Origin of the sequence: Rhodococcus sp. NKCM2511 (assembly GCF_014905595.1) — a bacterium.
Lineage (GTDB): Bacteria > Actinomycetota > Actinomycetes > Mycobacteriales > Mycobacteriaceae > Rhodococcoides > Rhodococcoides fascians.
Genome location: NZ_BNHJ02000001.1, coordinates 595,087 through 620,824, shown reverse-complemented (window position 1 = coordinate 620,824; position 25,738 = coordinate 595,087). Strand labels below are relative to the sequence as shown.

The 25,738-nt window shown below is 65.5% G+C and carries 22 protein-coding genes and 1 riboswitch; of the genes, 15 read left to right on the top strand and 7 right to left on the bottom strand.

Annotated elements, in window-relative coordinates; all coding sequences use genetic code 11:
* Nucleotides 1-114: 114 nt before the first annotated feature.
* Together JLZ96_RS02710 and JLZ96_RS02705 are read left to right on the top strand one after the other, a co-directional pair.
* Nucleotides 115-951: a GNAT family N-acetyltransferase gene (locus JLZ96_RS02710; protein WP_201009467.1), complete on the top strand. Its 837-nt coding sequence runs from the start codon at nt 115-117 to the stop codon at nt 949-951.
* A 104-nt stretch (nt 952-1,055) separates the two neighbouring features.
* Nucleotides 1,056-2,846: a penicillin-binding transpeptidase domain-containing protein gene (locus JLZ96_RS02705; protein WP_094715307.1), complete on the top strand. Its 1,791-nt coding sequence runs from the start codon at nt 1,056-1,058 to the stop codon at nt 2,844-2,846.
* A 22-nt stretch (nt 2,847-2,868) separates the two neighbouring features.
* Here the strand turns inward: JLZ96_RS02705 and JLZ96_RS02700 are convergent, their stop codons facing one another.
* Nucleotides 2,869-3,738 (bottom strand): LuxR C-terminal-related transcriptional regulator, encoded by an 870-nt coding sequence (locus JLZ96_RS02700; RefSeq protein WP_236253817.1) that lies wholly within the window; start codon nt 3,736-3,738, stop codon nt 2,869-2,871.
* Between the two features lie 139 nt (nt 3,739-3,877).
* Here JLZ96_RS02700 and map point away from each other — a divergent pair, with 139 nt between their 5' ends.
* On the top strand, nt 3,878-4,753 hold the full coding sequence (gene map, locus JLZ96_RS02695) for a type I methionyl aminopeptidase (RefSeq protein ID WP_201009465.1): 876 nt from the start codon (nt 3,878-3,880) through the stop codon (nt 4,751-4,753).
* Nucleotides 4,754-4,790: 37 nt separating this feature from the next.
* Nucleotides 4,791-6,320: a cobyric acid synthase gene (locus tag JLZ96_RS02690; protein WP_094622430.1), complete on the top strand. Its 1,530-nt coding sequence runs from the start codon at nt 4,791-4,793 to the stop codon at nt 6,318-6,320.
* Here the strand turns inward: JLZ96_RS02690 and JLZ96_RS02685 are convergent.
* The 3 genes from JLZ96_RS02685 to JLZ96_RS02675 are packed head-to-tail and all read right to left on the bottom strand — an operon-like array spanning nt 6,304 to nt 8,305.
* Nucleotides 6,304-6,999, bottom strand: coding sequence for an ABC transporter permease (locus tag JLZ96_RS02685; RefSeq protein ID WP_094622431.1), 696 nt, complete (start codon nt 6,997-6,999; stop codon nt 6,304-6,306). The two genes, JLZ96_RS02690 and JLZ96_RS02685, sit on opposite strands and share 17 nt — an antisense overlap.
* The gene (locus JLZ96_RS02680; protein WP_201009464.1) at nt 6,996-7,946 is read right to left on the bottom strand and encodes an ABC transporter ATP-binding protein; all 951 of its coding nucleotides are present in this window, start codon (nt 7,944-7,946) and stop codon (nt 6,996-6,998) included. Before JLZ96_RS02680 ends, JLZ96_RS02685 begins: the two co-directional genes overlap by 4 nt.
* Nucleotides 7,943-8,305: a GntR family transcriptional regulator gene (locus tag JLZ96_RS02675; protein WP_027496722.1), complete on the bottom strand. Its 363-nt coding sequence runs from the start codon at nt 8,303-8,305 to the stop codon at nt 7,943-7,945. Before JLZ96_RS02675 ends, JLZ96_RS02680 begins: the two co-directional genes overlap by 4 nt.
* 106 nt (nt 8,306-8,411) lie before the next feature.
* Between JLZ96_RS02675 and JLZ96_RS02670 the strand changes: the two genes are divergently transcribed.
* A complete protein-coding gene (locus JLZ96_RS02670) occupies nt 8,412-8,978 on the top strand; it encodes an alpha/beta fold hydrolase (RefSeq protein ID WP_201009463.1) in 567 nt (188 codons plus the stop codon).
* Nucleotides 8,979-8,985: 7 nt separating this feature from the next.
* Here the strand turns inward: JLZ96_RS02670 and mtr are convergent, their stop codons facing one another.
* Together mtr and JLZ96_RS02660 are read right to left on the bottom strand one after the other, a co-directional pair.
* Nucleotides 8,986-10,371: a mycothione reductase gene (mtr, locus tag JLZ96_RS02665; protein WP_201009462.1), complete on the bottom strand. Its 1,386-nt coding sequence runs from the start codon at nt 10,369-10,371 to the stop codon at nt 8,986-8,988.
* Nucleotides 10,368-11,408 (bottom strand): alpha/beta hydrolase, encoded by a 1,041-nt coding sequence (locus JLZ96_RS02660; protein WP_201009461.1) that lies wholly within the window; start codon nt 11,406-11,408, stop codon nt 10,368-10,370. Before JLZ96_RS02660 ends, mtr begins: the two co-directional genes overlap by 4 nt.
* Nucleotides 11,409-11,599: 191 nt before the next feature.
* Between JLZ96_RS02660 and mqo the strand changes: the two genes are divergently transcribed.
* The 10 genes from mqo (at nt 11,600) to JLZ96_RS02610 (ending at nt 24,378) form a co-directional block, all read left to right on the top strand.
* Nucleotides 11,600-13,120 (top strand): malate dehydrogenase (quinone), encoded by a 1,521-nt coding sequence (gene mqo, locus JLZ96_RS02655; protein ID WP_032366421.1) that lies wholly within the window; start codon nt 11,600-11,602, stop codon nt 13,118-13,120.
* Nucleotides 13,121-13,131: 11 nt separating this feature from the next.
* The gene (locus tag JLZ96_RS02650) at nt 13,132-13,608 is read left to right on the top strand and encodes a GNAT family N-acetyltransferase (RefSeq protein WP_027496727.1); all 477 of its coding nucleotides are present in this window, start codon (nt 13,132-13,134) and stop codon (nt 13,606-13,608) included.
* 51 nt (nt 13,609-13,659) lie between these two features.
* A riboswitch (cobalamin riboswitch) is annotated at nt 13,660-13,795 on the top strand.
* A 45-nt stretch (nt 13,796-13,840) separates the two neighbouring features.
* Nucleotides 13,841-15,778, top strand: coding sequence for a magnesium chelatase subunit D family protein (locus JLZ96_RS02645; protein WP_374758020.1), 1,938 nt, complete (start codon nt 13,841-13,843; stop codon nt 15,776-15,778).
* Between the two features lie 11 nt (nt 15,779-15,789).
* Nucleotides 15,790-16,410, top strand: coding sequence for a cob(I)yrinic acid a,c-diamide adenosyltransferase (gene cobO, locus JLZ96_RS02640; RefSeq protein WP_027496729.1), 621 nt, complete (start codon nt 15,790-15,792; stop codon nt 16,408-16,410).
* Complete coding sequence (locus JLZ96_RS02635; RefSeq protein ID WP_201009459.1) at nt 16,404-17,798, top strand: cobyrinate a,c-diamide synthase; 1,395 nt, start codon at nt 16,404-16,406, stop codon at nt 17,796-17,798. The genes cobO and JLZ96_RS02635 overlap by 7 nt, the downstream gene beginning before the upstream one ends.
* Nucleotides 17,789-18,178, top strand: a complete 390-nt coding sequence (locus JLZ96_RS02630; protein ID WP_201009458.1) for a cobalamin biosynthesis protein — start codon at nt 17,789-17,791, stop codon at nt 18,176-18,178. Before JLZ96_RS02635 ends, JLZ96_RS02630 begins: the two co-directional genes overlap by 10 nt.
* A gap of 37 nt (nt 18,179-18,215) precedes the next feature.
* Nucleotides 18,216-19,883 (top strand): alkaline phosphatase D family protein, encoded by a 1,668-nt coding sequence (locus JLZ96_RS02625; RefSeq protein ID WP_201009457.1) that lies wholly within the window; start codon nt 18,216-18,218, stop codon nt 19,881-19,883.
* 70 nt (nt 19,884-19,953) lie between these two features.
* Nucleotides 19,954-21,636: an ATP-binding cassette domain-containing protein gene (locus JLZ96_RS02620; RefSeq protein ID WP_201009456.1), complete on the top strand. Its 1,683-nt coding sequence runs from the start codon at nt 19,954-19,956 to the stop codon at nt 21,634-21,636.
* Nucleotides 21,637-21,647: 11 nt separating this feature from the next.
* Nucleotides 21,648-22,883 (top strand): uroporphyrinogen-III C-methyltransferase, encoded by a 1,236-nt coding sequence (gene cobA, locus JLZ96_RS02615; RefSeq protein WP_027496733.1) that lies wholly within the window; start codon nt 21,648-21,650, stop codon nt 22,881-22,883.
* 7 nt (nt 22,884-22,890) lie between these two features.
* On the top strand, nt 22,891-24,378 hold the full coding sequence (locus tag JLZ96_RS02610) for an MFS transporter (protein ID WP_032366427.1): 1,488 nt from the start codon (nt 22,891-22,893) through the stop codon (nt 24,376-24,378).
* Nucleotides 24,379-24,391: 13 nt separating this feature from the next.
* On the opposite strand, the gene mgtE is transcribed toward JLZ96_RS02610, so the two are convergent.
* Complete coding sequence (gene mgtE / locus JLZ96_RS02605; protein ID WP_201009455.1) at nt 24,392-25,738, bottom strand: magnesium transporter; 1,347 nt, start codon at nt 25,736-25,738, stop codon at nt 24,392-24,394.

Below are 25,738 nucleotides of genomic sequence, written 5' to 3'. Positions count from 1 at the left end.
GGGTACACCTGTTCGGCGTCCGGTTTGCCGCTCTGCCACCGGGGGAACACATTGTCTGGAATGATTCGCTTCAGAATCGGTGCGTACGCGGTAGGTGGGTCAGGAGGTCGGTAGGTGCTCAAGCTCCTCGGCGCGAAGCCTCTCGGTAATCGGGACGTCGCGCACGTGCTCCGGGTGCTCGACGCCGACCCCGTTGCAACCTGCATGGTTGCCGCGCGCGTGCAGGAATCGGGCCTCGATCCGAGGTCGTTCCACGGCGAGATGTGGAGCAGGGGCGGTCCGGACGAGTCGCTGTGCTTCTACGGTGCGAATCTGGTTCCGTTGCTCGGTTCCAGCGACGATCTTCGTTCCTTCGCGGACCGCGCGTGCCGCGGGCCGCGTCTGTGCTCGTCGTTGGTCGGCAGAGCGGAGTTGACGCTTCCGTTGTGGGAAATGCTCGAGACGGATTGGGGTCCGGCGCGAGAGGTACGCGGTGAGCAACCGTTGTTGGCCACGTCGGTACCGTCGTCCATCTCGCCTGATCCTCTCGTGCGGCTCGTTCGACCCGACGAGCTGGACGTGTATCTGACCGCGGCCGTTGCCATGTTCATCGAAGAGGTCGGCGTCGACCCGCGACTGAACGACGGCGGTAGGGGATACCGGCGTCGGATCGCCAGTCTCATTGCAGCGCAACGTGCCTGGGGCAGATTCGAGGACGGCCGCGTGGTGTTCAAGGCCGAGATCGGCTCGCAGTCCGGGACGGTCGGGCAAATCCAAGGGGTATGGGTGCACCCGGACCGACGCGGGCACGGCCTGGGTGCATCCGGAACGGCGACCGTGGTGAACTCGGTCGTCCGCCAGGGGCGTACTGCGAGCCTGTACGTCAACAGCTTCAACTACGTCGCGCGCCGGGCCTACGCGAAAATCGGTTTGACGCAAGTGGCGACGTTCACCACGGTGCTGCTGGACTGAGAACGGTCGCTCGATCGGCCTGTCCCGAAACGCGATTCGTTGCCGTGGTCGACGCACCGGCCGTATTACGATGGGGCGCAATGAGATCACGTGATGCGACCTGGATGCGCGGACGGCTGGGCGTGGTGACCGTGATCGGTGCCGTCGTCGGTGCCTGCCTCACTGGGTGTACACCCAAGCCCGACGGTCCGGAGCCCGCAGCTCAGGCATTCCTCGCGGCCTTCGAGGCCAACGACATCCCCACGGCCGCCGCCGATACCGACAAGCCGGACGCCGCGGCCGCTGCGCTGAGCGAGGCGTGGACCAATCTCCAAGCAGAGGCCCTCGACGCCGAGACGACGTCGGTTCGAGTCGACGGCGACACCGCCACGGTCGGCTACACCTACCGTTGGCAGCTGCCCAAGGATCGGGTGTGGACGTACGACGGCCAACTGAACATGGGTCGGAGTGCGGGAGAGTGGGTGGTGCGGTGGACCGCCTCGGATATCCACCCGAAGCTCGGCGACACGCAGACCATGGCCTTGCGCTCGACGGCTGCACCACGCGCTCGCGTCAACGAGCGCTCCGGCACCGACGTCCTGGTGCCCGGGGTCGTACATCGAATCAAGTTCGACGCCTCGGCCGCGAACAACGTCGTGGCCTCGGCGACGGCGTTGTCGACACTGCTGACACCGTTCGACGCGTCGATCACGGCCCAGTCGATCGTGGAGTCGGCGACTTCCGTCGACGGCGACTACCCGGTGGCGCTGTTGCGAGACAGCGATTTCGAACCCATCTCGGCGGCGCTCACCGAGATCCCAGGAGTCACAGCGTCCGACGAATCGGATCTCGTGTCCACCGACCCCACCTTCGCGCCGGACCTGGTGGGCCAGGTCAAGAAGGCCGTCATAGACGACGTCGACGGCAAGGCCGGCTGGAGCGTGGTGACCAGCAACCGCAACGGCGTCGACATCGACGTCCTCACCGACACCCCGCCCGAGCCGGCACCGTCCTTCTCGATCAGCCTCGATCGGAATATTCAGGTCGCGGCCCAACGAGCAGTGAACGCCAGGGCCGAGCAGGCCATGACGGTGGTCATTCAGCCGTCCACCGGGGCCATCCTCGCTGTGGCGCAGAATCCGGCCGCCGATCGGGACGGTCCGGTCGCGTCGGCCGGTCTCTACCCACCGGGTTCGACGTTCAAGATCATCACTGCCGGGGCGGCGATCTCCAGCGGACTCGCGACCCCGGGGAGCACCGTTCCGTGCCCCGGTCGTATCGAGATCGGCGAACGAAGCGTCCCCAACTACAACGAGTTCGCCCTCGGTGACGTGACCATGAGCACCGCGTTCACCCGATCGTGCAACACCTCCTTCGCGAAGCTGGCGAGCGAGATGTCGCCCGACGCGTTGACTGTGGCCGCGTCCCAGTTCGGCGTCGGTCCGGACTACGACGTCGTGGGCTTGCCGACCGACTCGGGTTCGGTCCCGCCCGCGGACGAACTCGTCCAGCGCACCGAGGACGGATTCGGCCAGGGCAAGGTGGTCGTCTCGACCTTCGGGATGGCACTGGCCGCCGCGACGGTTGCCCACGGCTCCACACCGGTTCCCAATCTTCTGGTCGGACGGGAAACCGCCATCACCGGCGATCATCCACCGATAGAACCTGCCATGGTCGACGGGTTACGCGGCATGATGCGCTCGGTGGTCACCAGCGGCACCGCAGAACGGATCGCCGACCAGGGCGAGGTGTACGGCAAGACCGGAGAAGCAGAGGTCGAGGGCGGATCGCACTCGTGGTTCGTCGGTTACCGAGGCGACATCGCCTTCGCGACTTTGGTGGTACGCGGCGGCAGCTCGGACAATGCGGTCGCCGTCACCCGAGAGATGTTCGAGCAGCTTCCGCCGGGGTACTGAGCGCTACGCCGGTGGGCCGGATTCAGCCCGACAACAGCCCGAGTCGACGACACGCGAGAACCGCTTCGTATCGAGTGTGCGAGTCGGTTTTTCGCATCACGCTGCGGAGATAGGACTTGACCGTCTCGGCACCGATCGACAGCCGTGCCGCGACTTCGACGTTGGTGCAACCGAGCGCGACCTGCGAGATGACGTCGATCTCGCGTGGCGTCAATGCCTGCGAGTCGCCGGAGTCGCTGTCCTGGTTCGCCGTCCGACCGAGTGTTGCTGCCAGTCGCGCGGTGACCGCGTCCAGTCTGTGCTTGACCGCCGCGTCTCCGATCGACCGAGCGAGCTCGGCGAGCTCGTCGTGCACACCGCGCAACTCGGCCGTCCGCGAGAGGTGCCCGTCCGACGTGGCCCGCGCACTCTCCATGAGGCGCACCCTGCGGTCGACCTCGTCGCGGATGGCGATCTCCTGACCGAGGCGCCGGGCTGCGGCGGTCATGATGTCGCCGACTCGATCACCGAGGGGGCCGCGTTCTCGCACCGCTGCGTACATCACCATGCGGGCTGCTCCGGCGACGACAACCGGCACCGCCAGGATCGACTTGAGGCCCTCGCCGAGGACCGGCCGGTCGAAGTGGTGGGTGATCGACATCGACGCGCCGTAATCACTGACGGCCGCGGGCCGACGTTGGTCCATGACCCGGCCACCGAGACCGGACCTGGGCGGGATGGCGAGCCCTTCCAGCCCACGCGTGCGGGTGCCGTGAAATTCGCTCAGGTGCAGCGTTTCCGAGGACACTTCCCCGCCGAACACGACGGGCACGGCGGACGTCGCGGCGACCTGGCGTAGTTCGGCGCGAAGGGCATCGCCGTCCCGGGGGCGCAACAGACTGGAATGGACCACGACGCTTCCTTCCTCGGTTCGGGTACGTCGACGGCGAACGTGACCCAGATCATATCCCGTCGCGCGGTTGCGGATTCGGTGGCCTCGACCAGCAGCGCTGGTTCTTCTGGACACGGATGCGACGACTACTCTGGACGGCATGTCTGTCACCGCCGAGAGCAAGCCCCGTCAGCCACTCGTGCCAGGCGTCGTCTCGCCCGTCCTCTCCGTCCCGAAGTCGATCGAGCGACCCGAATACGCGTGGAAGTCGACCGTGAACGAAGGCAGCGAGCCGTGGGTGCAGACCCCCGAGGTCATCGAGAAGATGCGCGTGGCGTCGAAGATCGCGGCTCGCGCTCTGCAGGAAGCGGGCCGGGCCGTGGCACCGGGAGTGACCACCGATGAGCTCGACCGTATTGCACACGAGTACATGGTCGACCACGGCGCTTACCCGTCCACGTTGGGCTACAAGGGTTTTCCGAAATCGTGCTGCACCTCGCTGAACGAGGTCATCTGCCACGGCATCCCCGATTCGACGGTGATCGAGGACGGGGACATCGTCAACATCGACGTCACCGCGTACATCGACGGTGTGCACGGCGACACCAACGCGACGTTCCTGGCAGGAGACGTGTCCGAGGAGGCGCGCCTGCTCGTCGAGCGGACCCACGAAGCGACGATGCGTGCCATCAAGGCGGTCAAGCCGGGGCGCGCCCTGAACGTGGTCGGGCGAGTGATCGAGTCCTATGCGCACCGTTTCGGCTACGGCGTGGTGGAGGACTTCACCGGCCACGGCATCGGTACGACGTTCCACAACGGCCTCGTCGTGCTGCACTACGACCAGCCGTCGGTGGAGACCATCATCGAGCCGGGCATGACGTTCACCATCGAACCGATGATCAACCTGGGCACGATCAACGCCGAGATGTGGGACGACGGCTGGACGGTGGTCACGCACGACAAGAAGTGGACCGCGCAGTTCGAGCACACGCTCGTGGTGACCGAGACGGGCAGCGAGATCTTGACACTGCCGTGAGCGGAGCCTGCGGAGTGAACAAGAATCCGATACTGCCGTGAAAGGCGCTCTGCTGGTTGCCGGGACGACGTCGGATGCAGGCAAGAGTGTGTTGGTCGCCGGCCTGTGCCGGATGTTGGCAAGACGGGGCGTGCGGGTGGCTCCGTTCAAGGCGCAGAACATGTCCAACAATTCGGTGGTCACGCTCGACGGCGGTGAGATCGGCCGAGCGCAGGCGATGCAGGCATCGGCCTGCGGTCTCGAGCCGAGTGTCCGCTTCAATCCGGTATTGCTCAAACCTGGAAGCGACCGGACCTCGCAGTTGGTGGTGCGCGGGCGGGCGGTAGCGCAGGTGAGTGCGAGCAACTACATCGAGCATCGGCAGTCGTTGCGCGCCGTGGTGGCAGACGAATTGGCCTCTCTGCGTGAGGAATTCGATGTGGTGATCTGCGAGGGGGCGGGCTCGCCCGCCGAGATCAATTTGCGCGCCACGGACTTGGCCAACATGGGGTTGGCGACGGCGGCGTCTCTTCCGGTGATCGTGGTGGGGGATATCGATCGAGGGGGAGTGCTGGCTCACTTGTTCGGCACCGTGGCGGTGCTGTCTCCGGAGGATCAGGCGCTCGTCGCCGGGTTCGTGATCAACAAGTTCCGCGGTGATCCTGCTCTGCTGGCACCCGGTCTCGATCAGTTGCGCGCGTTGACGGGACGCCCGACGTACGGTGTCGTTCCGTTCGCCGACGGATTGTGGATGGACGCCGAGGATTCACTCGGAACCGTTCCCGATGCTCCGGTGGGGAGGCCGCGTGCACCGCACGGCTCGCAGTGGTTGCGCGTCGCGGCCGTGCGTTTGCCGAGAATCTCCAACACCACCGACGTCGAGGCGTTGGCTTGCGAGCCCGGGGTGTCGGTTCACTGGGTCACCGAGCCGTCCCGGCTCGAGGATGTGGATCTGGTGGTCGTTCCGGGCAGTAAGTCCACCGTGTCGGATCTGGAGTGGTTGCGGCGCACCGGACTTGCCGATGCGATCGCGGCACGCGGGGCTGCGGGACTTCCGGTTCTGGGGATCTGCGGTGGCTATCAGATGTTGGGCCGAACGATCCACGACACCGTCGAATCCGGAGCCGGCGCAGTCAGTGGTCTCGGTCTGCTCGATCTGTCGGTCGAGTTCGCGGCCGACAAAGTGCTTGCGCAGGTGGCGGGGCTGTCGCTGCAGTTCGGCCCGAATTCCGTGTCGGGCTACGAGATTCACCACGGCCGGGTCGCACGGAACGGCGACGACGCCTTGTTGGCCTCCGCGTCGGGTAGTTCCGAAGGCAGCCTACGCGGCAGCGTTCTGGGTACCCATTGGCATGGACTGCTCGAGTCCGATGATTTTCGTCGATCCTTTCTCGCCTGGGTGGCGGAGAAGGCGGGGCGCGCAGGATTCGAAGTTGCGTCCGACACGTCGGTCGCGGCCCTACGAGAACAGCAGTTGGATCTGCTGGCCGATCTGGTGGAAAGCAACATCGACGTCGACGCCGTTCTCGATCTGATGGAGAACGGCGTCGACGTCTCGACCAAGAAGATCGTCACGCAGATGCTTTGAGCAAGCCCATCCAACTCACGGTCGAGAAGATCCCGGTGATCACGAGCGGAACGACCACCAGCAGAAGCACGCGTGGCGTGTCGGTGAAGAACGTCCCGACGTCGGGCCACCAATTCTGCCACGTGATCACGATCGCGCCGCCTCCGAAGACGACGAGGCCGGCGAGTCCGAGCGTGAACAGACCGTTCGTGCGGAAGCGTCGATAGACGACTCCGACGAACGCCCCGACGGATCCGATCAGTAGTAGTCCGATCACCAGAGTCAGCCACTGCAGGAGCGGATTGTCGGTGGCGTAGCGGGCCAGACCGAACATGCGGATCTTCAGGCCGAAGCCGCCGGTCGCGGCTTCGACGACCGACAACAGGTAGACGATCGTGCCGAGGGCGACCGATTGTGCTACCCCCACCAATGCTGTCGCAGTGAGAAATTCGCGACGTGTGATGCTCAGGCTCAGCGCGTACGGGAAGCACTGGGTGATAGCCGTGACGTAGAAGGCAATAGCGAAGCCATAGACCGAGAACACTCCGCCGCTGAAGCTGAAATCCGAATCGCTATCCGGAACGACCGAGAAGATGCCGTAGGTGATCACGAAGACTGCGACGAGGATTCCCAGGGGCCACGCGAATGTGGTTGCCCAAGAGGTGTTGTGGACCCGAGCTACGTTCAATATGCGCTTCATGACAAGGCCTCCTCGGCGGTGGTCGACTCGTGGGTAGAGCCGGAGTGGGCAGTGGTTCGATCGATGATCAACTGCTGCAACGGAATCGGTTCGATACTGAGACCGGACGCCACGCCGAGGGATTGCTGGTGATCGTTCAGTCGTCCGTCGATCGTCGCTCGGGCTGTCGAGCCGAGAGCAGTTCTGTGCAGAACTCGATGCTCTGCAGCGAACCGGTCGACAGCCTCGGTCGGGCCGGTGATCTCGAATGCTCTCTCCCGCAGATCGTCCGACTCGGCGTCGAGCAGAATTCTTCCCTTGTCGATGAGAATCACGTGCTCGATCAGATTGCTGACCTCGTCGATGAGGTGCGTCGACAGAACGACCGTTCGGGGGCTCTCCGCGTAGTCGGCCAGCAGTCGGTCGTAGAACATGTGTCGTGATACTGCGTCCAGCCCCAGATAGGGCTCGTCGAAGAACGTCAGTGGCGCTCGGGACGCGAGACCGATGACGATTCCGAGTGCCGACGTCATTCCGCGAGAGAGCTTCTTGATCTTGCGACCCAACGGGAGGTCGAAATCGCGCAGCAATTCGGCGGCGAAGTCGTTGTCCCAGTGCGGAAGAATGTGGGACGCCTGCGCGATGGCGTTCTTGACTTTCAGATCGTCGGGATACTTCTGGCTTTCCTTGACGAAGCACACGTGACTCAGAGCGCGTGGGTTTTCCCACGGGCGCTCGCCGAACACCGAGATCTCACCATCACTTTCGCGCATCTGGGCGGTCATCATCTGCATGACGGTGGTCTTGCCTGCTCCGTTGCGGCCGAGGAAGCCGTAGATCTTGTTGCGTTCGATCTCGAAACTCACGTCGTCGACTGCAGTGAACGAGCCGAACTTCTTGGTCAGGTGTGTGGCCGACGCAACGATGCGACGGGGTTCGTCGGTCGTACGGACATCGTGAATGCTCATCGCGCTGCCTCCCAGTTGTCGAGCATGGTCTTGAGTTCGTCGACGGTCATTCCGAGCTTGCGTGCCTCGGTGACGAGCGGGTCGATGTACTGACGGGCGAACAGATCGCGTCGACGGAACCGAAGTGCGTCCCGTGCGCCTGTGGTGACGAACATCCCGATTCCTCGTTTCTTGTAGACGACGCCGTCGGCGACGAGCTTGGCCAGGCCTTTGCCCGCTGTGGCCGGATTGATGCGGTGGAACGCGGCGAGCTCGTTGGTGGAGGGAACCTGTTCCTCCTCGGCGAGCGAGCCGTCGATGATCGAGTTCTCGACGAGCTCGGCGATCTGCAGGAAGATCGGCCTGCCCTCGTCCATCAGAGCCACCACCGTTGCGGTGAGGTCCGATGCCTCACTGGTTCATTACTCATGTAACTAACCATAGAACCGATGCGTGGTTCTGGCAACAGGCAGTACCGTCGTCCCCATGGAGTTCACGCATGTGAGTGCTGCGGGCGGGTCTGTTTCGATACGAGTAGCAGGACCGGACAGTCGGCACGCCGTGCTCCTGTTGCCCGGGATCGGCGATTCGGTCGATGTCTACGACTCGGTCAGCGAGCGGTTGCACAACTCGGATCTCAAAACCGTTGCGGTGGAAGACATCGATGGAGTGGGGGACGACGCTGTTCTCGCCCTACTGGACGAGCTGAAGCTGTCGTGGGTCCACCTCGTCGGGAGCGGGGCCGGTGCAGAAACGGCCTGGAGGCTCGCGGCCAAGACCTTCGGGAGGTTTGCCAGCCTCATCGCCGTGGATCGTTGCCATCCGGCAATCGCCGACGATCGGGGAGTCGTGCGCGACGCCGAATGCCCCGCAATCGAGTTGCCGACGACGCTTGTCATCGGCAACTCCGCGATGCGTCCGGCCGCCGACAACAGCGGCCGCTTCGTCTACTCGGACTTCCGGGTCGTAGCGCTCGACGGTGTCGAACATGTCGCGGCCGACGCCCCGGCTGCGCTGGCCACGGAGATAGTGCTCCGCACCAGCCCCTGGTGACCGAAAACTACAGTTCGAGGCCCAGGAGCGCGTTCTCGACCACCTCGGGCAGTCCCGGATGAATCCAGTACTGACCGCGGGCCATGTCCTGGGCGGATAACCCGAAGCTCATCGCCTGGATGAGCGGCTGGATGAGCGTGGGGGCCTGAGCTCCGATGATGTGGGCCCCGAGTATCTTGCCGGTGCCCTTCTCGGCGATGATCTTGCACAGCCCCTCGCTGTCCTCCATCGCCCAGCCGAAGGCGACGTCGCCGTAGTTCTGGACCTTCACCGTGATGTCGAGCCCTGCGTCTCGGGCCTGTTCCTCGGTCATCCCCACCTCCGCGATCTGCGGGTCGGTGAACACGGCAGCGGGAACGAATCGGTGATCGTAGGTACGCAACGCCGACGTGTCGCCGTGCCAGGCGTCCTGCAACAGGTTGTACTGGACCACGCGCGCTTCCTGATTCGCCACATGCTTGAGCTGATACGGCGAGGAGACGTCGCCCAGTGCGAACACGCCCTCGGCGGTGGTGCGGCCGAACTCGTCGACCGTGATGCGGCCCTCGTCGTCCAGCTCGATCCCAGCAGCACCGAGATTCAGTCGGTCGCCGTTGGGCTGCCGGCCGACGGCCACGAGGAACGCGTCTCCGAGGACCTTGGTGCCGTCCGCAAGTTCGACGCCGTGCAGTCCGCCCTCGGAAATCCCGCGCGTGTCACCGGAATCGAGGTGAACGTCCCACTTGGCCCGGGCGAGCTCGGTGAATCGTTTCGCGATATCGGCATCCAACGCGCGCAGCAGTGAATCCTTACGGGCGACGATCGATACCTTCGATCCGAGTGCGGAGAACACGTGCGCGAATTCGGCTGCGATGTAACCGGATCCGAGGATCACGAGGTGTTCGGGCAGTGCCGGTAGGCGCATGACGTCGTTGTTGGTGTGGTAGGTGACACCGGAATCTTCGATCGATTGCGGCACGGTGGGACGTGAGCCGGCCGCGATGACGATCTGGTCCGCCGTGATGGTCTTACCGGTTCCGGTGTCGATGGTGCGCGGGGCGACGAAGCGTGCGTGACCCTCGAACAGCGTGACGTTAGGGCTGCCCTCGGCGCGGTATCGCTTGCCGCCCTCGGAGATGGGGTCGATACGTCCGAAGACCCGCTCGACGATGTCCGGCCAGCGGACCGTGTCGACGTGCGCATCGATGCCGTACTTGGAGGAATCTCGCACCGTACGAGCCACCTCGGCCGCGTACACGTACATCTTGGTGGGGATGCAGCCGACGTTGAGGCACGTACCGCCGAACGTCGCATTCTCCTCGATCAGGGCGACCTTCTTGTCGTCGAACCTCTGATCGACGATCGAGTTTCCCGAGCCCGAGCCGATGATGACGACGTCGAAATGTTCTGTCATGAAATGTGTCCGATCTCGGTGTGGTCCTTGCCCGACGCGTGGTCGGTCTTCTCTCCCCGGTGCAACCACTCGAGCCATTCGTCCATTTCCTCGAAGGCCCGTGAGCGAGGGCCCTCGGTGGACAGGAAGACGTCGTGGCGTGCGCCCTCGATGGGGACGATCGAGGTTCGATCACCCAGGCAGCCGGCCCAACGGGCGATTTGCCGGACATCGAGAACGGCATCGGCCGCGTCGACGGCCGAGCTGTAGCGGCGGGAGAAATGCGTCACCTTCGAGCGAAGGATCAACGACGGAATTCCGATATCGAGGCCGCGGTGCAGCTCGGCATGCCCGTGCCGGACCGCACGGATCCAGCCGAAGGTGATGGGGAAGCCGGCGAGGGGTTTCCAATCCAGGTCGTAATCCCACTCGCCCTGCTCCGATGCCGCGAGGGAAAGGCCGTAGGTATCCAAGCCGCCCCCGGGGACCGGCGTCTTTGCCCGAAATCTGCCGATCACGTCGATCGCCGCGGTACCGACGCTACGTATCGCCGGCGGGCCCTGCAGGTCGAACCAGGGGCTGTTGAGGACGACGCCTGCCAGGCCCAACCCGGACGAGCCGCCCTCCTGACGGTTGAGACGGTTGAGCCACAGCGGCAACACGAGGCCACCGGTGGAGTGCGCCATCAGCAGCACCGGCGCGTCCGCGCGCTCGGCGCGGACCAGGCTCAGCGCCTCGTTCAGCTCGGCGTCGTACATCGCCAGATCGGTCACGAAGTGTGCGGTCTGGCCCTCACGGCGCGATCGTCCACATTTGCGCAGGTCGAGCGCGTAGAACGCGTATCCCTTGGCGGCCAAATGCTCGGCGATGTGTCGCTGGAAGAAGTAGTCGGTGAATCCGTGGACATAGATCACCGCGCGGTCGAAGTTGGCGACACCCGGCGGTTGATACCGCACCAGAGTGGCCTCGACCTGGCCCTCGCCGTCCGGATCGTCTCCGAGTGGGATGGTCGTCTGTTCGTAGCCGTCGCCGAGGACATCGGGAACCCAGGTAGTCACAGATCACAACTGTAGTGGGCGCCGCCGACAGCGTCCGAGGAGCACAATCGAGAGCAGGTTGACGTGGTGTCCGATGGGGTAGGCCCAGCTAGTAACCTGACCGCATCGGGTGAGTAACCCTCTACAGAAGAGTTCTCGGACCGATACCGCCACCGGCCGAGACCTTTACAGACAAGGAAGTCGATTCTCCAGTGTCCACAGATGAGCAGGGTAAGCGGATCAAGACCGACGTCGTTCTGGTCGGTGCCGGAATCATGAGCGCCACCCTCGGTGCGCTGCTCCGTCAGCTCGAGCCGAACTGGTCGATCGACGTCTACGAACGTCTCGACGCCGCAGCGGCCGAGAGCAGCGACGCGTGGAACAACGCGGGCACCGGGCATTCGGCGCTCTGCGAGCTCAATTACACGCCGCAGAACAAGGACGGCAGCGTCGATATCGCCAAGGCGCTCAACGTCAACGAGCAGTTCCAGGTCTCGCGGCAGTTCTGGGCCCACGGCATCGAGACCGGCGTCCTCTCCGACGCCAAGAACTTCATCAATCCGATCCCGCACGTGAGCTTCGTGCACGGCGAGGACAACGTGAAGTACCTGCGGGCGCGCTACGAGGCGCTCGTCGGCAACCCCTTGTTCGCCGGCATGGAGTACATCGATTCCAAGGACGAGTTCACCGCGCGACTGCCGCTGATGGCTCGTGGCCGTGACTTCTCCGATCCGGTTGCGCTCAACTGGAGTCAGGAAGGCACCGACGTCGACTTCGGTGCGCTCACCAAGCAGCTGCTGAACTACCTGTCCGCTGCGGGTGGCACCGTGCACTTCGGGCACGATGTGCGCAACATCACCAAGCAGTCCGACGGCACGTGGGACGTCAAGGTGGCAAACCAGCGCACCGGTGCCAAGAAGACCGTCAACGCCAAGTTCGTGTTCGTCGGGGCGGGCGGCGGCGCGCTGCACCTGCTGCAGAAGTCGGGCATCGCCGAGATCAAGGGCTTCGGCGGGTTCCCCGTCAGCGGCGAATGGCTGCGGTGCACCAACCCCGAGCTGATCGAGCAACACTCGGCCAAGGTGTACGGAAAGGCCTCGGTGGGAGCACCGCCGATGTCGGTTCCGCACCTCGACACGCGCGTCATCAACGGCCAGCAGGGATTGTTGTTCGGACCGTACGCGGGATGGTCACCGAAGTTCCTCAAGCAGGGCAAGATCACCGATCTGCCCGGCTCGGTCAAGCCGGGCAACCTGATGTCGATGCTCGGCGTCGGCGTGACCGAGCTCGGGCTCGTGAAGTACCTGGTGAGCGAGTTGGCTCAGTCGCAGGCCGATCGGGTCGAGACTCTGCGGGAGTTCGCGCCGACCGTCGTCGCCAAGGACTGGGAGCTGGTCACGGCCGGTCAGCGTGTGCAGGTGATCCGGAAGAAGGGACGCGGCGGCGTTCTCGAATTCGGTACCGCTGTGGTCAACGCTGCTGACGGCAGCATCGCGGGCCTGCTCGGTGCCTCTCCCGGCGCATCGACAGCCGTACCGGCCATGCTGGACGTGCTGCAGCGGTGCTTCGGAGACAAGTACGACGCGTGGCAGCCCAAGCTCAAGGAAATGGTCCCGTCCCTGGGGGTCAAACTGGCTCAGAACAGCTCGCTGTTCGACGAGGTCTGGGCCTGGACCTCGAAGACACTGGAGCTGGAAAGTTCGCGTGAGCTCGCACAGCCCACGGGTGTGTGATAGCAAAAGGTATGAATACGCAAGCAGCAGCTCTCAAACGATCGTGGGCACTAGACCTGTCCAACAGCACGTTGTACGACCTGTTGAAGCTGCGTGTCGAGGTGTTCGTGGTCGAGCAGGCCTGCGCCTATCCGGAGTTGGACGGACGTGACCTGCTGACCGAGACGCGGCACTTCTGGCTCGAACGAGACGGCGAAGTGGTGTGCACTCTGCGTCTGCTCGAGGAGCACGACGACGGCGAGAAGGCGTTCCGTATCGGCCGCTTGTGCACCCAGCGTTCGGCCAGGGGACAGGGACACACCACGCGAATTCTGCGGGCCGCCCTGGCCGAGGTCGGTTCGGCACCGTGCCGGATCAACGCGCAGAGCTACCTCGTCGACATGTACGCCAAGCACGGCTTCCTGCCCGACGGCGAGGAAGTGCTCGAGGACGGTATTCCGCATACTCCGATGCGTCGCGGTGGCGGCACCGCCTGGAGCGAGGCGTAACAGCCCGTTCGGATCCGAGGCTACGAATGCCACACACGTCCAGGCGTGTGTGGCATTCGTTCGTTCGGCGGTAGTGTTCCGTTCGAAGTCGAGTGCGGAGAAGTCCTGTGAGAATCAGGCGCGGTCCCGCCACTGTGATCAGGAGTGTTCTCCTGTCAGCCAGATCGCCGCCCGGCTTCGTGTAGTCCACCGAACGCTCGGCGCGGAACTCCGAGCACGAAGGGAATTGGTTGTGCAGCGAGAGAGCAGTGTCCCCGAACCGGGGTATCCGTTCAGTGCGATCGTCGGTCAGGATCAGCTGCGGTTGTCGTTGATCCTGTGCGCGGTGCACCCCGGTATCGGCGGTGTGCTGGTGCGCGGCGAGAAGGGGACCGCGAAATCGACGGTGGTTCGCGCGCTCGCAACTCTGCTGCCGGCCGTCGAGGACGAGGACGGTGCCCGCCCGGCCAAGCTGGTCGAGCTTCCGGTGGGAGCGACCGAGGACCGCGTGGTGGGGTCCATCGATCTCGAGAAGGTACTGCGCGACGGGGAACGAGCATTCCAACCCGGCCTGCTCGCAGCAGCACACCGCGGCGTGCTCTACGTCGACGAAGTGAACCTGTTGCACGACCATCTTGTGGACGTCCTGCTCGACGCGGCGGCGATGGGTCGCGTACATGTCGAACGAGACGGCGTATCGCATTCTCACCCAGCACAATTCGTCCTCGTGGGCACGATGAATCCCGAGGAGGGAGAGCTCCGGCCACAGTTGCTCGACCGATTCGGTCTGGCGGTCGAGGTCACCGCGTCGCGTGATGTGGACGTGCGCATGAACGTCGTGCGCAGGCGTATGAACTACGAGCGTGATCCCCACGCGTTCGCGGCCGCGTACGTCGACGAGGACGCCGCCGTTGCAGCGCAGATCGTGGCCGCACGCACGATCCTCGACGATGTGGTGTTGAGCGAGAAGGAACTTCGGCGCATCGCCGCGCTGTGCGCATCGTTCGACGTCGACGGTATGCGCGCAGACCTGGTGGTCGCGCGTACGGCCTCGGCCCACGCTGCGTGGCGAGGTGCGAGCGAGGTGACCGAGGAGGACGTGCGCGTCGCGGCCGAATTGGCGCTACCGCACAGGCGTCGACGCGACCCCTTCGACGAGCCGGGTATAGACGACAAGCAGCTCGACGACGCCATGCGCGACGCCGCCGAACAGGCCGAGCAGCAACCCGATCCCGAGCCGGAACCGGATCCCGACGGTGACGGCGGAGCACCGAAGCCCGACGCGGCGGAAAATTCCGACGCGCCGTCGAGCACGGAATCCGACGCGCCGCAGGAACCGGCCGACAGCCAGGAGAAGGCCCCGACCGGTGCGGGCAGCGACCGGCAGGCAGGAACGCCGGGCGCGCAGTTCAAGGCGCGGCTCATCGAGCTTCCCGGGGTCGGTGAAGGTGCTCCGGGTAGGCGCTCGCGGTCGAGGTCCTCGTACGGACGGTCGGTTCGTCCCACCGTCGAACCGGGCCGGGGTCTGCATCTGATCGGTACGTTGTTCGCGGCAGCCGAGCAGCAGGTGGTGCGTGGGCGCACGTCCGGTCGGCTGCGACTGGCGCCCGAGGACCTGCGCGGAGCCGTCAAGGAGGGACGCGAGGGCAACCTCATCGTCTTCGTCGTCGACGCGTCGGGATCCATGGCTGCGCGAGATCGACTGTCGGCGGTGACGGGTGCGGTGCTCTCACTGCTCCGTGACGCCTATCAACGGCGCGACAAGGTCGCGGTCATCACCGTGCGCGGCACCGAGGCCGAGACAGTACTGCCGCCGACGTCCTCGGTCGATGTCGCTGTGACGCGGCTGCGAAAGATGAAGACCGGGGGCAAGTCTCCGTTGGCGCAGGGATTTCTGACAGCGCGGGACTTGGTGCTGCGCGAGAAGGTTCGAGACCCGCTGCGGCGCGCGTTGGTGGTCGCACTGACGGATGGGCGTGCCACGGGCGGCACCGATCCCGTCGGTCGGGCGCGAATCGCCGCCGGGCGCATCGCTGCGGACAAGATCGCGTCGGTCGTCGTCGACTGCGAGTCGGGCATGGTGCGCCTGGGATTGGCCGCGGACTTCGCCGGCTGTCTCGGAGGCGGATACGTGGCGCTCGCGGACCTGTCGGCCGAGCAGGTCACCGCCGTCGTTCGCGCAGCGGCGTAGGGGGACACGCGATGCCACAGGGAGTACCTGCTCCGGGAACCGTTCCGGAGGACGGCCTCACGACACGTCAGCGCCGCAACCTACCGGTGCTCGCCGTCCACACCGGTCCCGGTAAAGGAAAATCGACCGCTGCGTTCGGAATGGCGTTGCGGGCCTGGAACCAGGGTTTCGACGTCGGCGTGTTCCAGTTCGTCAAGAGTGCGAAGTGGAAGGTGGGCGAGGAAGCGGCATTTCGTGCTCTGGGCGACGCGCACGAGAGCACGGGAATCGGCGGCGCTGTCGAATGGCACAAGATGGGCGAGGGGTGGTCGTGGACTCGCAAGAAGGGCAGCGAGGTCGACCACGCCGACGCCGCGGCCGAAGGCTGGCGTGAGATCGCACGGCGCATCGAGCAGCAATCCCATCGCTTCTACGTGTTGGACGAATTCACCTATCCACTCAAGTGGGGTTGGGTCGACGTCGCGGAGGTGGTCGAGGTGCTGACACATCGGCCGGGCAACCAACACGTCGTCATCACCGGCCGCGACGCTCCGCCGGAGTTGATCGCGGCCGCCGACCTCGTCACCGAGATGACCAAGGTCAAGCACCCGATGGATGCGGGTCGAAAAGGGCAGCGGGGCATCGAATGGTGAACCGGTCGTGTCCGGCTGTGGTGATCGCGGCACCCGCGTCGGGCAGCGGAAAGACGACGGTCGCCACCGGACTGATGGGTGCCCTGCGCGGTGCCGGCCGTCGGGTCGCTCCGTTCAAGGTCGGCCCAGACTACATCGATCCCGGTTACCACTCGCTCGCCGCGGGCCTGCCCGGTCGAAATCTCGACGCAGTCATGGTCGGTGCCGACCGCATCGGCCCACTGTTTCTGCACGGCAGCAGCGGCTGCGACATCGCGGTGGTCGAAGGCGTCATGGGCCTGTTCGACGGCAAGATTGACATGACCGGTCCGGGGGAGGCGTCCGCCGAGGGCTCGACCGCGCGAGTGGCGGCCATGCTCGGCGCGCCGGTGGTGCTCGTGGTCGACGCACGCGGGCACAGTCAATCCCTCGCCGCCGTGCTGCACGGATTCTCCACCTACGACTCGAGTGTGCGGATCGGCGGTGTGATTCTCAACCGCGTCGGCAGTGATCGGCACGAACAGGTGCTCCGTCAGGCCTGCGAACGAGTGGGTGTTCCGGTTCTGGGCTCCCTGCCGAGGATGAGTGAATTGGTCGTTCCGTCACGGCATCTGGGGCTGATCACCGCGGTGGAGCACGGCGGTGCCGCTACCGATGCGGTCGACGCGATGAGTGCATTGGTCGCACAGTTCGTGGACATCGAGGCGGTCGAGGCTCTGGCGCGTTCGTCGGTGACCGTCCCGGCCTGGAACCCTGCGCTCGAGGTCAGACCGTCCGGCGGCGCACCGGTGATCGCTGTCGCCGGCGGCCCGGCGTTCACCTTCGGCTATACCGAGCACGTCGAACTGCTCCGGGCTGCCGGCGCAGATGTTGCGGTCTTCGATCCGCTGCGCGACGGATTACCCTCGGGCACAGCAGGAGTGGTACTTCCCGGCGGGTTCCCGGAAGAACATGCCGCCGCCCTCGCGGCGAACGAAGTGCTACTCGCCGATATCAGGACAGCTGCAGCCCGCGGATTGCCCATACATGCCGAATGCGCCGGGTTGCTCTATCTCGCACGGAGATTGGACGGCCACGCCATGGCCGGGGTAGTGGACGTCGACGCGGAATTCGGGAACACGCTCACCCTCGGATACCGCGATGCCGTCGCCCTCGAACCGTCGACGCTGTTCGACGCGGGTAGCCGCGTCACCGGCCACGAATTCCACCGAACGAAACTGGTGGACGTCCGAGAGAGCGCACCGGCGGCGTGGGGTTGGCACAGGCACGGGGTCGACGGCAGAACCGCCGCACGCGAGGGTTTCGTGCAGGGTGGTGTCCACGCGTCGTATCTGCACACGCACGCGGCGGGAAACCCCGAGTCGATCACTCGATTCGTTTCTGCCGCACACGATTACGCGTGCGTGTGAGGCGCGGCGTCGTCATCGGAATCGGCGCCAGAGCAGGGGTCGGACCCGACGAGGTATTGCAGGCGATCACCGAGGTGATCGACGAGAACTGGTCGGTGGTGAGCATCGCATCGATCGACCGAAAAGCAGAACTGGTGGCAGCGATCGCGTCGAGAATGGGTGTTCGAGGAGCGACGTTCTCGGCGTCGGACCTGTCTGCAGTCGTCACCGAATCCGGGTCGGACCGGGTGCGAGACGCAGTCGGTACTGCCAGCGTCGCGGAAGCGTCGGCTCTGTTGGCCGGCTCGGCGCGGCGCCTGCTGGTTCCGAAGGCGGTCGGTGCCACCGTGGTCGTCGCGGTGGCCGCGACGGACGAAGAACCGGCGGATCTGCCGCACTGACTGGCGAAAGCGAGCCGACGAGGGCACTGTGGGTCGAATGAGTTCCGACAGTCTGGTTCTACTCGGCCCGATCGTTCGTTATGTCGGCACCGAGACCGCGACCCTGTGGTTCGAGATGGCGCACCCGTGCACCGTCACCGTCGTCACCGATGCCGGCGTCCGAGCATCGGAACGAACGTGGGGAGTGCACGGTCACCACTTCGCTCTCGTTCCTCTCGAGGGCCTGCCCGCCAACGCGCCGGTGAGCTACGAGGTGTTCGTCGACGAGCACAGGGTGTGGCCGGAGGACGGCAAGCGAGCCAGCATCCACACCGTGGACGCAGCGGGGCCGGTCACGATTGCGTTCGGGTCGTGTCGGCGCGGTGACGATTACAGCGCGAAGTCTCTGAAGACGATCGGTGCCGATGCACTCGCCGGGCTCGGATCTGCCCTCATCGAGCAGGATCCGGGCCAGTGGCCCCAGGCCCTGTTGCTTCTGGGTGACCAGGTGTACGCCGACGACCCGTCGCCCGAGATAGTCGAACGACTGCAGGCGCGACGGGAGTCGGGAGAGGGACCGACCAGTGCCATCGGCACCGACGCGGAGAACGAGATCTGCGACTTCGAGGAGTACTCGTGGCTCTATCGGGAATCGTGGGGACTCGAGCCGGTGCGGACGCTGTTGGCGAGCATCCCGTCGTGCATGATTCTCGACGATCACGATCTGCGCGACGACTGGAATTCGTCGGCCTCCTGGCGTCGTGACATCGAGACCCGGCCGTGGTGGAACGACCGCGTGATCGGGGCGTACTCGTCGTACTGGGTGTATCAACATCTGGGCAATCTCTCACCGAAAGAACTGGCGGGGGACGAGATGTACGCCGCCGTTCGCTCCGCCGAGACCGACGCGGATCGAGAGAAACTGTTGGCCGACTTCGCCTTACGTGTCGATCGAGCCCCCGAGACCGGCCGGTGGAGCTTCTATCGAGATTTCGGCGACACCCGTCTGATCATGATCGACTCACGCTGCTCACGAAATCTCGACCCCGACAACCGCGAAATGGTCGACGAGAAGGAATGGGCGTGGGTCCGCGAGCGCGCACTCGAGACGACGCCCCGACACCTGCTGTTCGGATCGTCACTGCCGTACCTGATGCTGCCGGCACTGCACCATCTCGAACAGTGGAATGAGGCTGTGGCACAGGGGAGTTGGGGGCCGAGGTCGGCCAAGGTGGCCGAAAAGATGCGAATCGGACTCGACCTCGAGCACTGGGCCGCATTCACCAACTCGTTCAACGACATGGCAGCCCTGACGCGTGAGCTCTCGCGCGGTGACGACAAGCCCGCGTCGATCATGTGGCTCTCGGGAGACGTGCACTGCTCGTACGTCGCCAACGCCGACTTCGGTGTCGGCGGGCGCGACGTGCCCGCGACGTATCAGCTGACGATGTCTCCGTTCCGCAATCCGCTGAATCTGCCGATCCGCGCGGTCAACAAACTTGCCGTCAAACGCCCGGCGGCGAGGATTCTGTCGAAGCTCGCACGGGCCGCCCATGTGGGCCCGTCGGGTGTCGAGTGGCAGGCCGAGGCGGGCCCGTGGTTCGACAATGGGGTCATGCTGCTGACCCTGCACGGCGACTCGGCGCGACTGCAGGTCCACCACGCGCACGTCGACGATGCCGGGAAGCAGGTCCTGACACGAACGTCCAGCCTGGCTCTCGCCTAGACCAGGCACCTCGCCGGCTCGGGCGAAAACGATTGGCCATTGTGGGGCCGATGGGGTTGGCTGGTTCGTTGTGGCCCATCTCGAACTCAACGACATCGTTTTCTTCCTGCCCGACGGACGGCAGCTGCTCAACGGCGTCGGCTTCCGGGTGGGCGACGGTGCCAAGACCGCACTTATCGGGCCCAACGGAACCGGTAAGACGACGTTGACGCGCATCGTTGCGGGCGACGAGGCTCCCGACGAGGGCGCGGTATCGAGCTCCGGTTCGCTCGGGGTGATGCGGCAGTTCGTCGGGCAACTGCGAGACGACTCGACGGTGCGTGACCTGTTGCTGTCGGTCGCGTCCCCAGCCGTGCGGTCCGCAGCTGCTGCGCTCGACGCCGCCGAAAACACGATGATCGAGGTCGACGACGAGAAGACCCAGATGAAGTACGCGCAGGCCCTGTCCGATTGGGGCGACGTGGGCGGCTACGACCTGGAACCGTTCTGGGACAAGGTGACCACGGCTGCACTCGGTATGCCGTTCGATCGGGCGAAGTGGCGCGCGGCTTCGACGCTCAGTGGCGGTGAGCAGAAGCGGCTCGTGCTCGAGTCGTTGTTCGCCGGCACCGACGATCTGCTGCTGCTCGACGAGCCGGACAACTACCTCGACGTGCCCGGCAAACGTTGGCTCGAAGCGACCATTCGCGACTCCGACAAATCCGTCCTGTTCATCAGCCACGACCGGGAGCTCATCGCCAACGCTGCCAACCGGATCGTGACCCTGGAGCCGGGGGTGAGCGGGGCCACCGCGTGGGTGCACGGCGGTGGGTTCGCGACGTATCACGCAGCGCGGGAAGACCGGAACGCGCGACTCGACGAACTGCGCAGGCGGTGGGACGAGGAATTGGTCAAACTGCGCGCGCTGGTGTTGCGTCTGCGCGAGAAGGCGAAGTTCAACGACGGCGTCGCCGCCCGCTACCACGCATCGCAAACGCGACTGGCCAAATTCGAGGAGGCCGGACCGCCCGAGGCCGTGCCGCTCAAGCAGCACGTCACCGTCCGGTTGCGCGGTGGTCGAACGGCCAAGCGCGCGCTCGTGTGCACGGCCCTGGAACTGACCGGCCTGATGAAACCGTTCGACACCGAGATCTGGTACGGCGATCGCGTGGCGGTATTGGGTTCCAACGGCTCGGGCAAATCGCACTTCCTGCGTCTGCTCGCCAACGGCGGCACCGATCCCGAGAAGGAGCACGAGCCGGTCCAGGAACTCGCACTCGCGCCCGTTCCGCACACCGGGACAGCGGTACTCGGGGCCCGGGTACGGCCCGGTCTGTTCGCGCAGACGCACACGCGTCCGGATCTCGCCGGCAACACGCTGCTCGAGATTCTTCACATGGGCAACGAGCACCGGGACGGCATGGGCCGTGAGGCCGCCGGCCGAGCGTTGGACCGATACGGTCTGGCGCGCGCGGCCGAACAGTCCTACGACAATCTGTCGGGCGGGCAGCAGGCACGTGTGCAGATTCTTTTGCTCGAGCTCTCCGGTGCCACGCTGCTGCTGCTCGACGAGCCGACCGACAACCTCGACCTGATGTCGGCCGATGCGCTCGAAGACGCCATCGCGGCATTCGAGGGCACCGTGATCGCGGTGACACACGACCGGTGGTTCGCCCGCAGTTTCGATCGATTCCTGGTGTTCGGTGCCACCGGGCAGGTTTACGAAGCAGCCGAGCCCGTATGGGACGAGAAGCGAGTCCAGCGCGCGCGGTAGCGTTTCCTCTCGTGAACGCGACTGACTCTCCCTATCTGGTCGGCCTGAATCTCGAAGGGCGGCGCGTCGTCGTGGTCGGTGGCGGCACCGTCGCACAGCGTCGACTACCGCTGTTGATCTCGTCCGGAGCAGTGGTCCACGTGGTCACCCGCGAGGCCACTCCGGCCGTGGAGGCAATGGCGACAGCAGGGCAGGTGACGCTCGAACTGCGCGATTACCGCCACGGCGATCTGGCCGACGCCTGGTACGCCATCGCCTGCACCGACGAGGCCGAGACCAATATCGCCATTGTTGCGGAAGCGACCGCGTCCAAGATTTTCTGTGTCCGTGCCGACATCGCCAAGGACGGCACAGCCGTCACTCCGGCGTCGGCCGAATGGGACGGCCTCACGCTGGGAGTGCTGGCAGGCGGCGAACATCGCCGATCGGCCGCCGTGCGCAATGCCGTCGTCGAAGCGCTGCAGTCCGGCGTCGTGGCCGACTCGGCGCACGCGCCGCTGACCGGTGTCGCGCTCGTGGGCGGCGGTCCGGGCGACCCGGATCTGATCACCGTCCGGGGCCGCAGACTGCTGGCATACGCGGACGTCGTGGTGGCCGATCGCCTGGCTCCACCCGAGTTGCTCGCCGAACTCGGACCACACGTCGAGGTCATCGACGCCTCGAAGATTCCGTACGGCCGGGCGATGGCGCAGGAAGCCATCAACCAGGCGCTGATCGACGGTGCCAAGGCCGGCAAGTTCGTGGTTCGGCTCAAGGGCGGTGACCCGTACGTCTTCGGTCGCGGTTACGAGGAACTCGAAGCGCTGGCCGCCGAGGGCATTCCGGTTACGGTGGTACCGGGCATCACCAGCGCGATCTCGGTTCCGTCCTCGGCCGGAATCCCGGTGACGCATCGCGCCGTCACCCACGAATTCGTCGTCGTGAGCGGTCACGTGGCCCCCGATCACCCCGATTCTCTGGTCGACTGGGACGCGTTGGCCAAGCTCAAGGGCACAATCGTGTTGCTGATGGCCGTCGAGCGCATCGGGCTGTTCGCCGATGTACTCGTGGCGGGCGGCCGCCCGTCGGACACCCCGGTCATCGTCGTTCAGGAGGGCACCATGCGCACCCAACGTGAAGTTCGGGCCACGCTGAGCACCGTCGCCGACGCGGTCCGCGAGGCCGAGATCAGGCCGCCGGCGATCGTCGTCATCGGCACTGTGGCCGGGTTCTCTGTACACGCCGGTAACGTGAACGCTCGTGCCTGAGTCATCGATGTCCAACACCTCCGCCACCGAGATCAAGTACCCGGTGACGACTCGAGCGTTCGGGATGGCGATCATCGTCCTGAGCGGGCTGCAACTGATGGTGGTTCTCGACGGTACCGTCGCCAACCTGGCCTTGGCTCCGCTGCAGGCCGATCTGGGTCTGTCCGACGCCGGGCGCAACTGGGTGTTGACCTCCTACGCGTTGGCCTTCGGTGGGCTGATGTTGCTCGGCGGCAGGCTCGGCGACGCCTTCGGGCGAAAGAAGATGTTCCTCGCCGGCGTCGTCCTGTTCACGATCGCCTCGTTGCTGTGCGGACTGGCAGTCAACGAAGCCACGCTCGTTGCGGCGAGGGCACTGCAGGGGGTCGGTGCGGCGGTGGCGTCGCCCACGGCATTCGCGCTGGTGGCCACGACATTCGCTCCGGGCCCGGTGCGTAATCAGGCCATCGCCATCTACGCCGCCATGACCGGTGTCGGGTCCATTGCCGGGCTCATCATCGGCGGCGCTCTGACCGAGGTGTCGTGGCGTTGGATCTTCCTGATCAACGTACCGATCGGCATCGTCATCGTCGTGCTCGCCGTCGTGTCGCTGCAGGAGACCGTCGGGGCGAAGCTCGCCCTGGACGTGCCGGGTGCGATCCTGGCGACCCTGGGCTGCACGGGTGTGGTCCTCGCGCTGAGCGAGGGTACCGAGCTGGGCTGGTCGAGCCCGATCGTCATCGTGTCGTTGATCGCCGGACTGCTGTTCCTCGGATTGTTCCTGTTGGTCGAGCGACGGGCCGAGAACCCGCTGCTGCCGTTCTCGTTGTTCGTCAGTCGCGATCGAGTGGCGACCTTCGTCGCGATCTTCTTCGCCGGCGGGGTCATGTTCTGTCTCGCGGCGTATGTGGCGTTGTTCGTGCAGGACATTCTGGGCTACAGCCCGCTGCATGCCGGCCTGGCGTTCGTGCCGTTCGCCTTCGGTCTCGGTGCCGCGGCGTTCCTCGCGTCGCAGCTGGTGACTCGGATCGCTCCGCGCTGGCTGATTCTCTGTGGTGCGGTCATCATGGTCGGCTGGCTGCTGGTGTCCGTGACGACGATGGACGCGGATTCGGCGTACTTCCCAGGGTTGTTCTTCCCGGTGATCGGGATCGGCTTCGGCGTCGGTCTGACGGTCGTTCCGCTGCCGCTGTGCGCCATCGCGGGCGTGAGCCCCACCGAAATCGGTCCGCTGACGGCAATCTCGCTGGTCGCCCAGACCCTCGGCGGTCCTCTGGCGCTGGCCGTCATCGGGGCACTGGTCACGTCGCGAACACTGTCCCTCGGCGGCATATCCGGGCCGGCGACTCTGATGAACGACAGTCAGCTCGACGCACTGAGCTCCGGGTACATGTTCGCGCTGTTCTGCTGCGCGGTCTGCGCCGTGATCGCCGGCATCGCCGCACTGTTCATCCGGTTCACCCCGCAGCAGGTGGCCCAGGCGCAGGCCGCGCAGGAAGACGCCCAGAAGGGCTGACGAGCGGGGCCGATCAGACTCCCAGTACGGCCTTGGCGATGAGGAAGTAGACGATCAGGCCGGTCGCATCGCAGAAGGTCGAGATGAAGGGCGTCGAGAACACCGCGGGGTCGACGCCGATCTTCTTGGCGATCAGCGGCATCGCACCGCCGACCGTCGCGGCGAGCGTGCATATCGACAGCAGCGTCGTGCCGATGACCAGGCCCAGGTGCCAGTCGTAGACGAGTCCGGCAATGACGAACCCCAACGTTCCGAGCATCGCTCCCATCGTCGCGCCGACGCGGACCTCGCGAAACAGCACAGCGGCGATGTCGCGCGGGCGGACGTCACCCAGGGCGAGCGCGCGGGTCACCGCGGTCGCGGCCTGCGAACCGGTGTTCCCGCCCGTGCCGGTGAGCAGCGGAATGAACAGCGCGAGGGTCACCACCGCGGCCAGTGCATGCTCGAAGATCTCGAGCACCTGCACGGTGAGGATGGCCGACAACGCCAACACGAGCAGCCAGACCACGCGCGAACGAACGATGGACAGGACCGGCGTCGACAGGTACGGCCGACGCAGCGGTTCTGCACCGCCCGCCCTGGCGGCGTCCTCGTCCTCGGCCTCCTCGAGAATGCGAGAGGACTGCTCGAGGGTGAGGATGCCGATCAGGCGCTGTTCGGAATCGACCACCACCACCGCCGGACTGCGATGCTCAAAACACAGACGTGCCGCGACCTCCGCCGACGAGTCCGCCCGCACCACCGGATGCGACGAATGGAGCTCTCCGACCGGCGTGGTCGATTCCGCCGTCGCCAGATCGGCGAGCGTCACCACACCGAGCAACGTGCGATGGTCGTCGGTGATGGGCAGCAGGTACACCGATTCTGCGTCGGGACCGGTCCGTCGCACCGCGTCGAGAGCCTCGGCTGCCGTGGTGTCGCTGCGTAGGCGCACGTACTCCGGGCTCATTCGACGGCCTACCGAACCGCGGTCGTAGCCCAGCATCGGTGCGGTGAGCGCCCGTTGGGCGGGCGACAGGCCGAGCATCATGCGATGCGCGATGTTGGAGGGCAGCTCGTCGAGCAGTTCCACTCGGTCGTCGGGATCGAGGTTCTCGAACAGGGCGATGACGTCGTCGCTACGCAAACTCTCGAACAGCTCGCTGCGAATGGTCGCGTCGAAGCGCTCGAACACGACGACGGCCTCGTCCTTGGGCAACAGCCGAAACAGAACCGCCCGCTGCGCCGAGTCGACCCGTTCGAGCATTCTGACCGCGTTCGTCGTGGACAGACCCGCCATCAGGGTCGACAACGCGGCCACGTCGCGCTCGGCCAGTAGTTCCGATGTCCTGGTCACGATGTCGTCGAGAGTCTCGGGCAC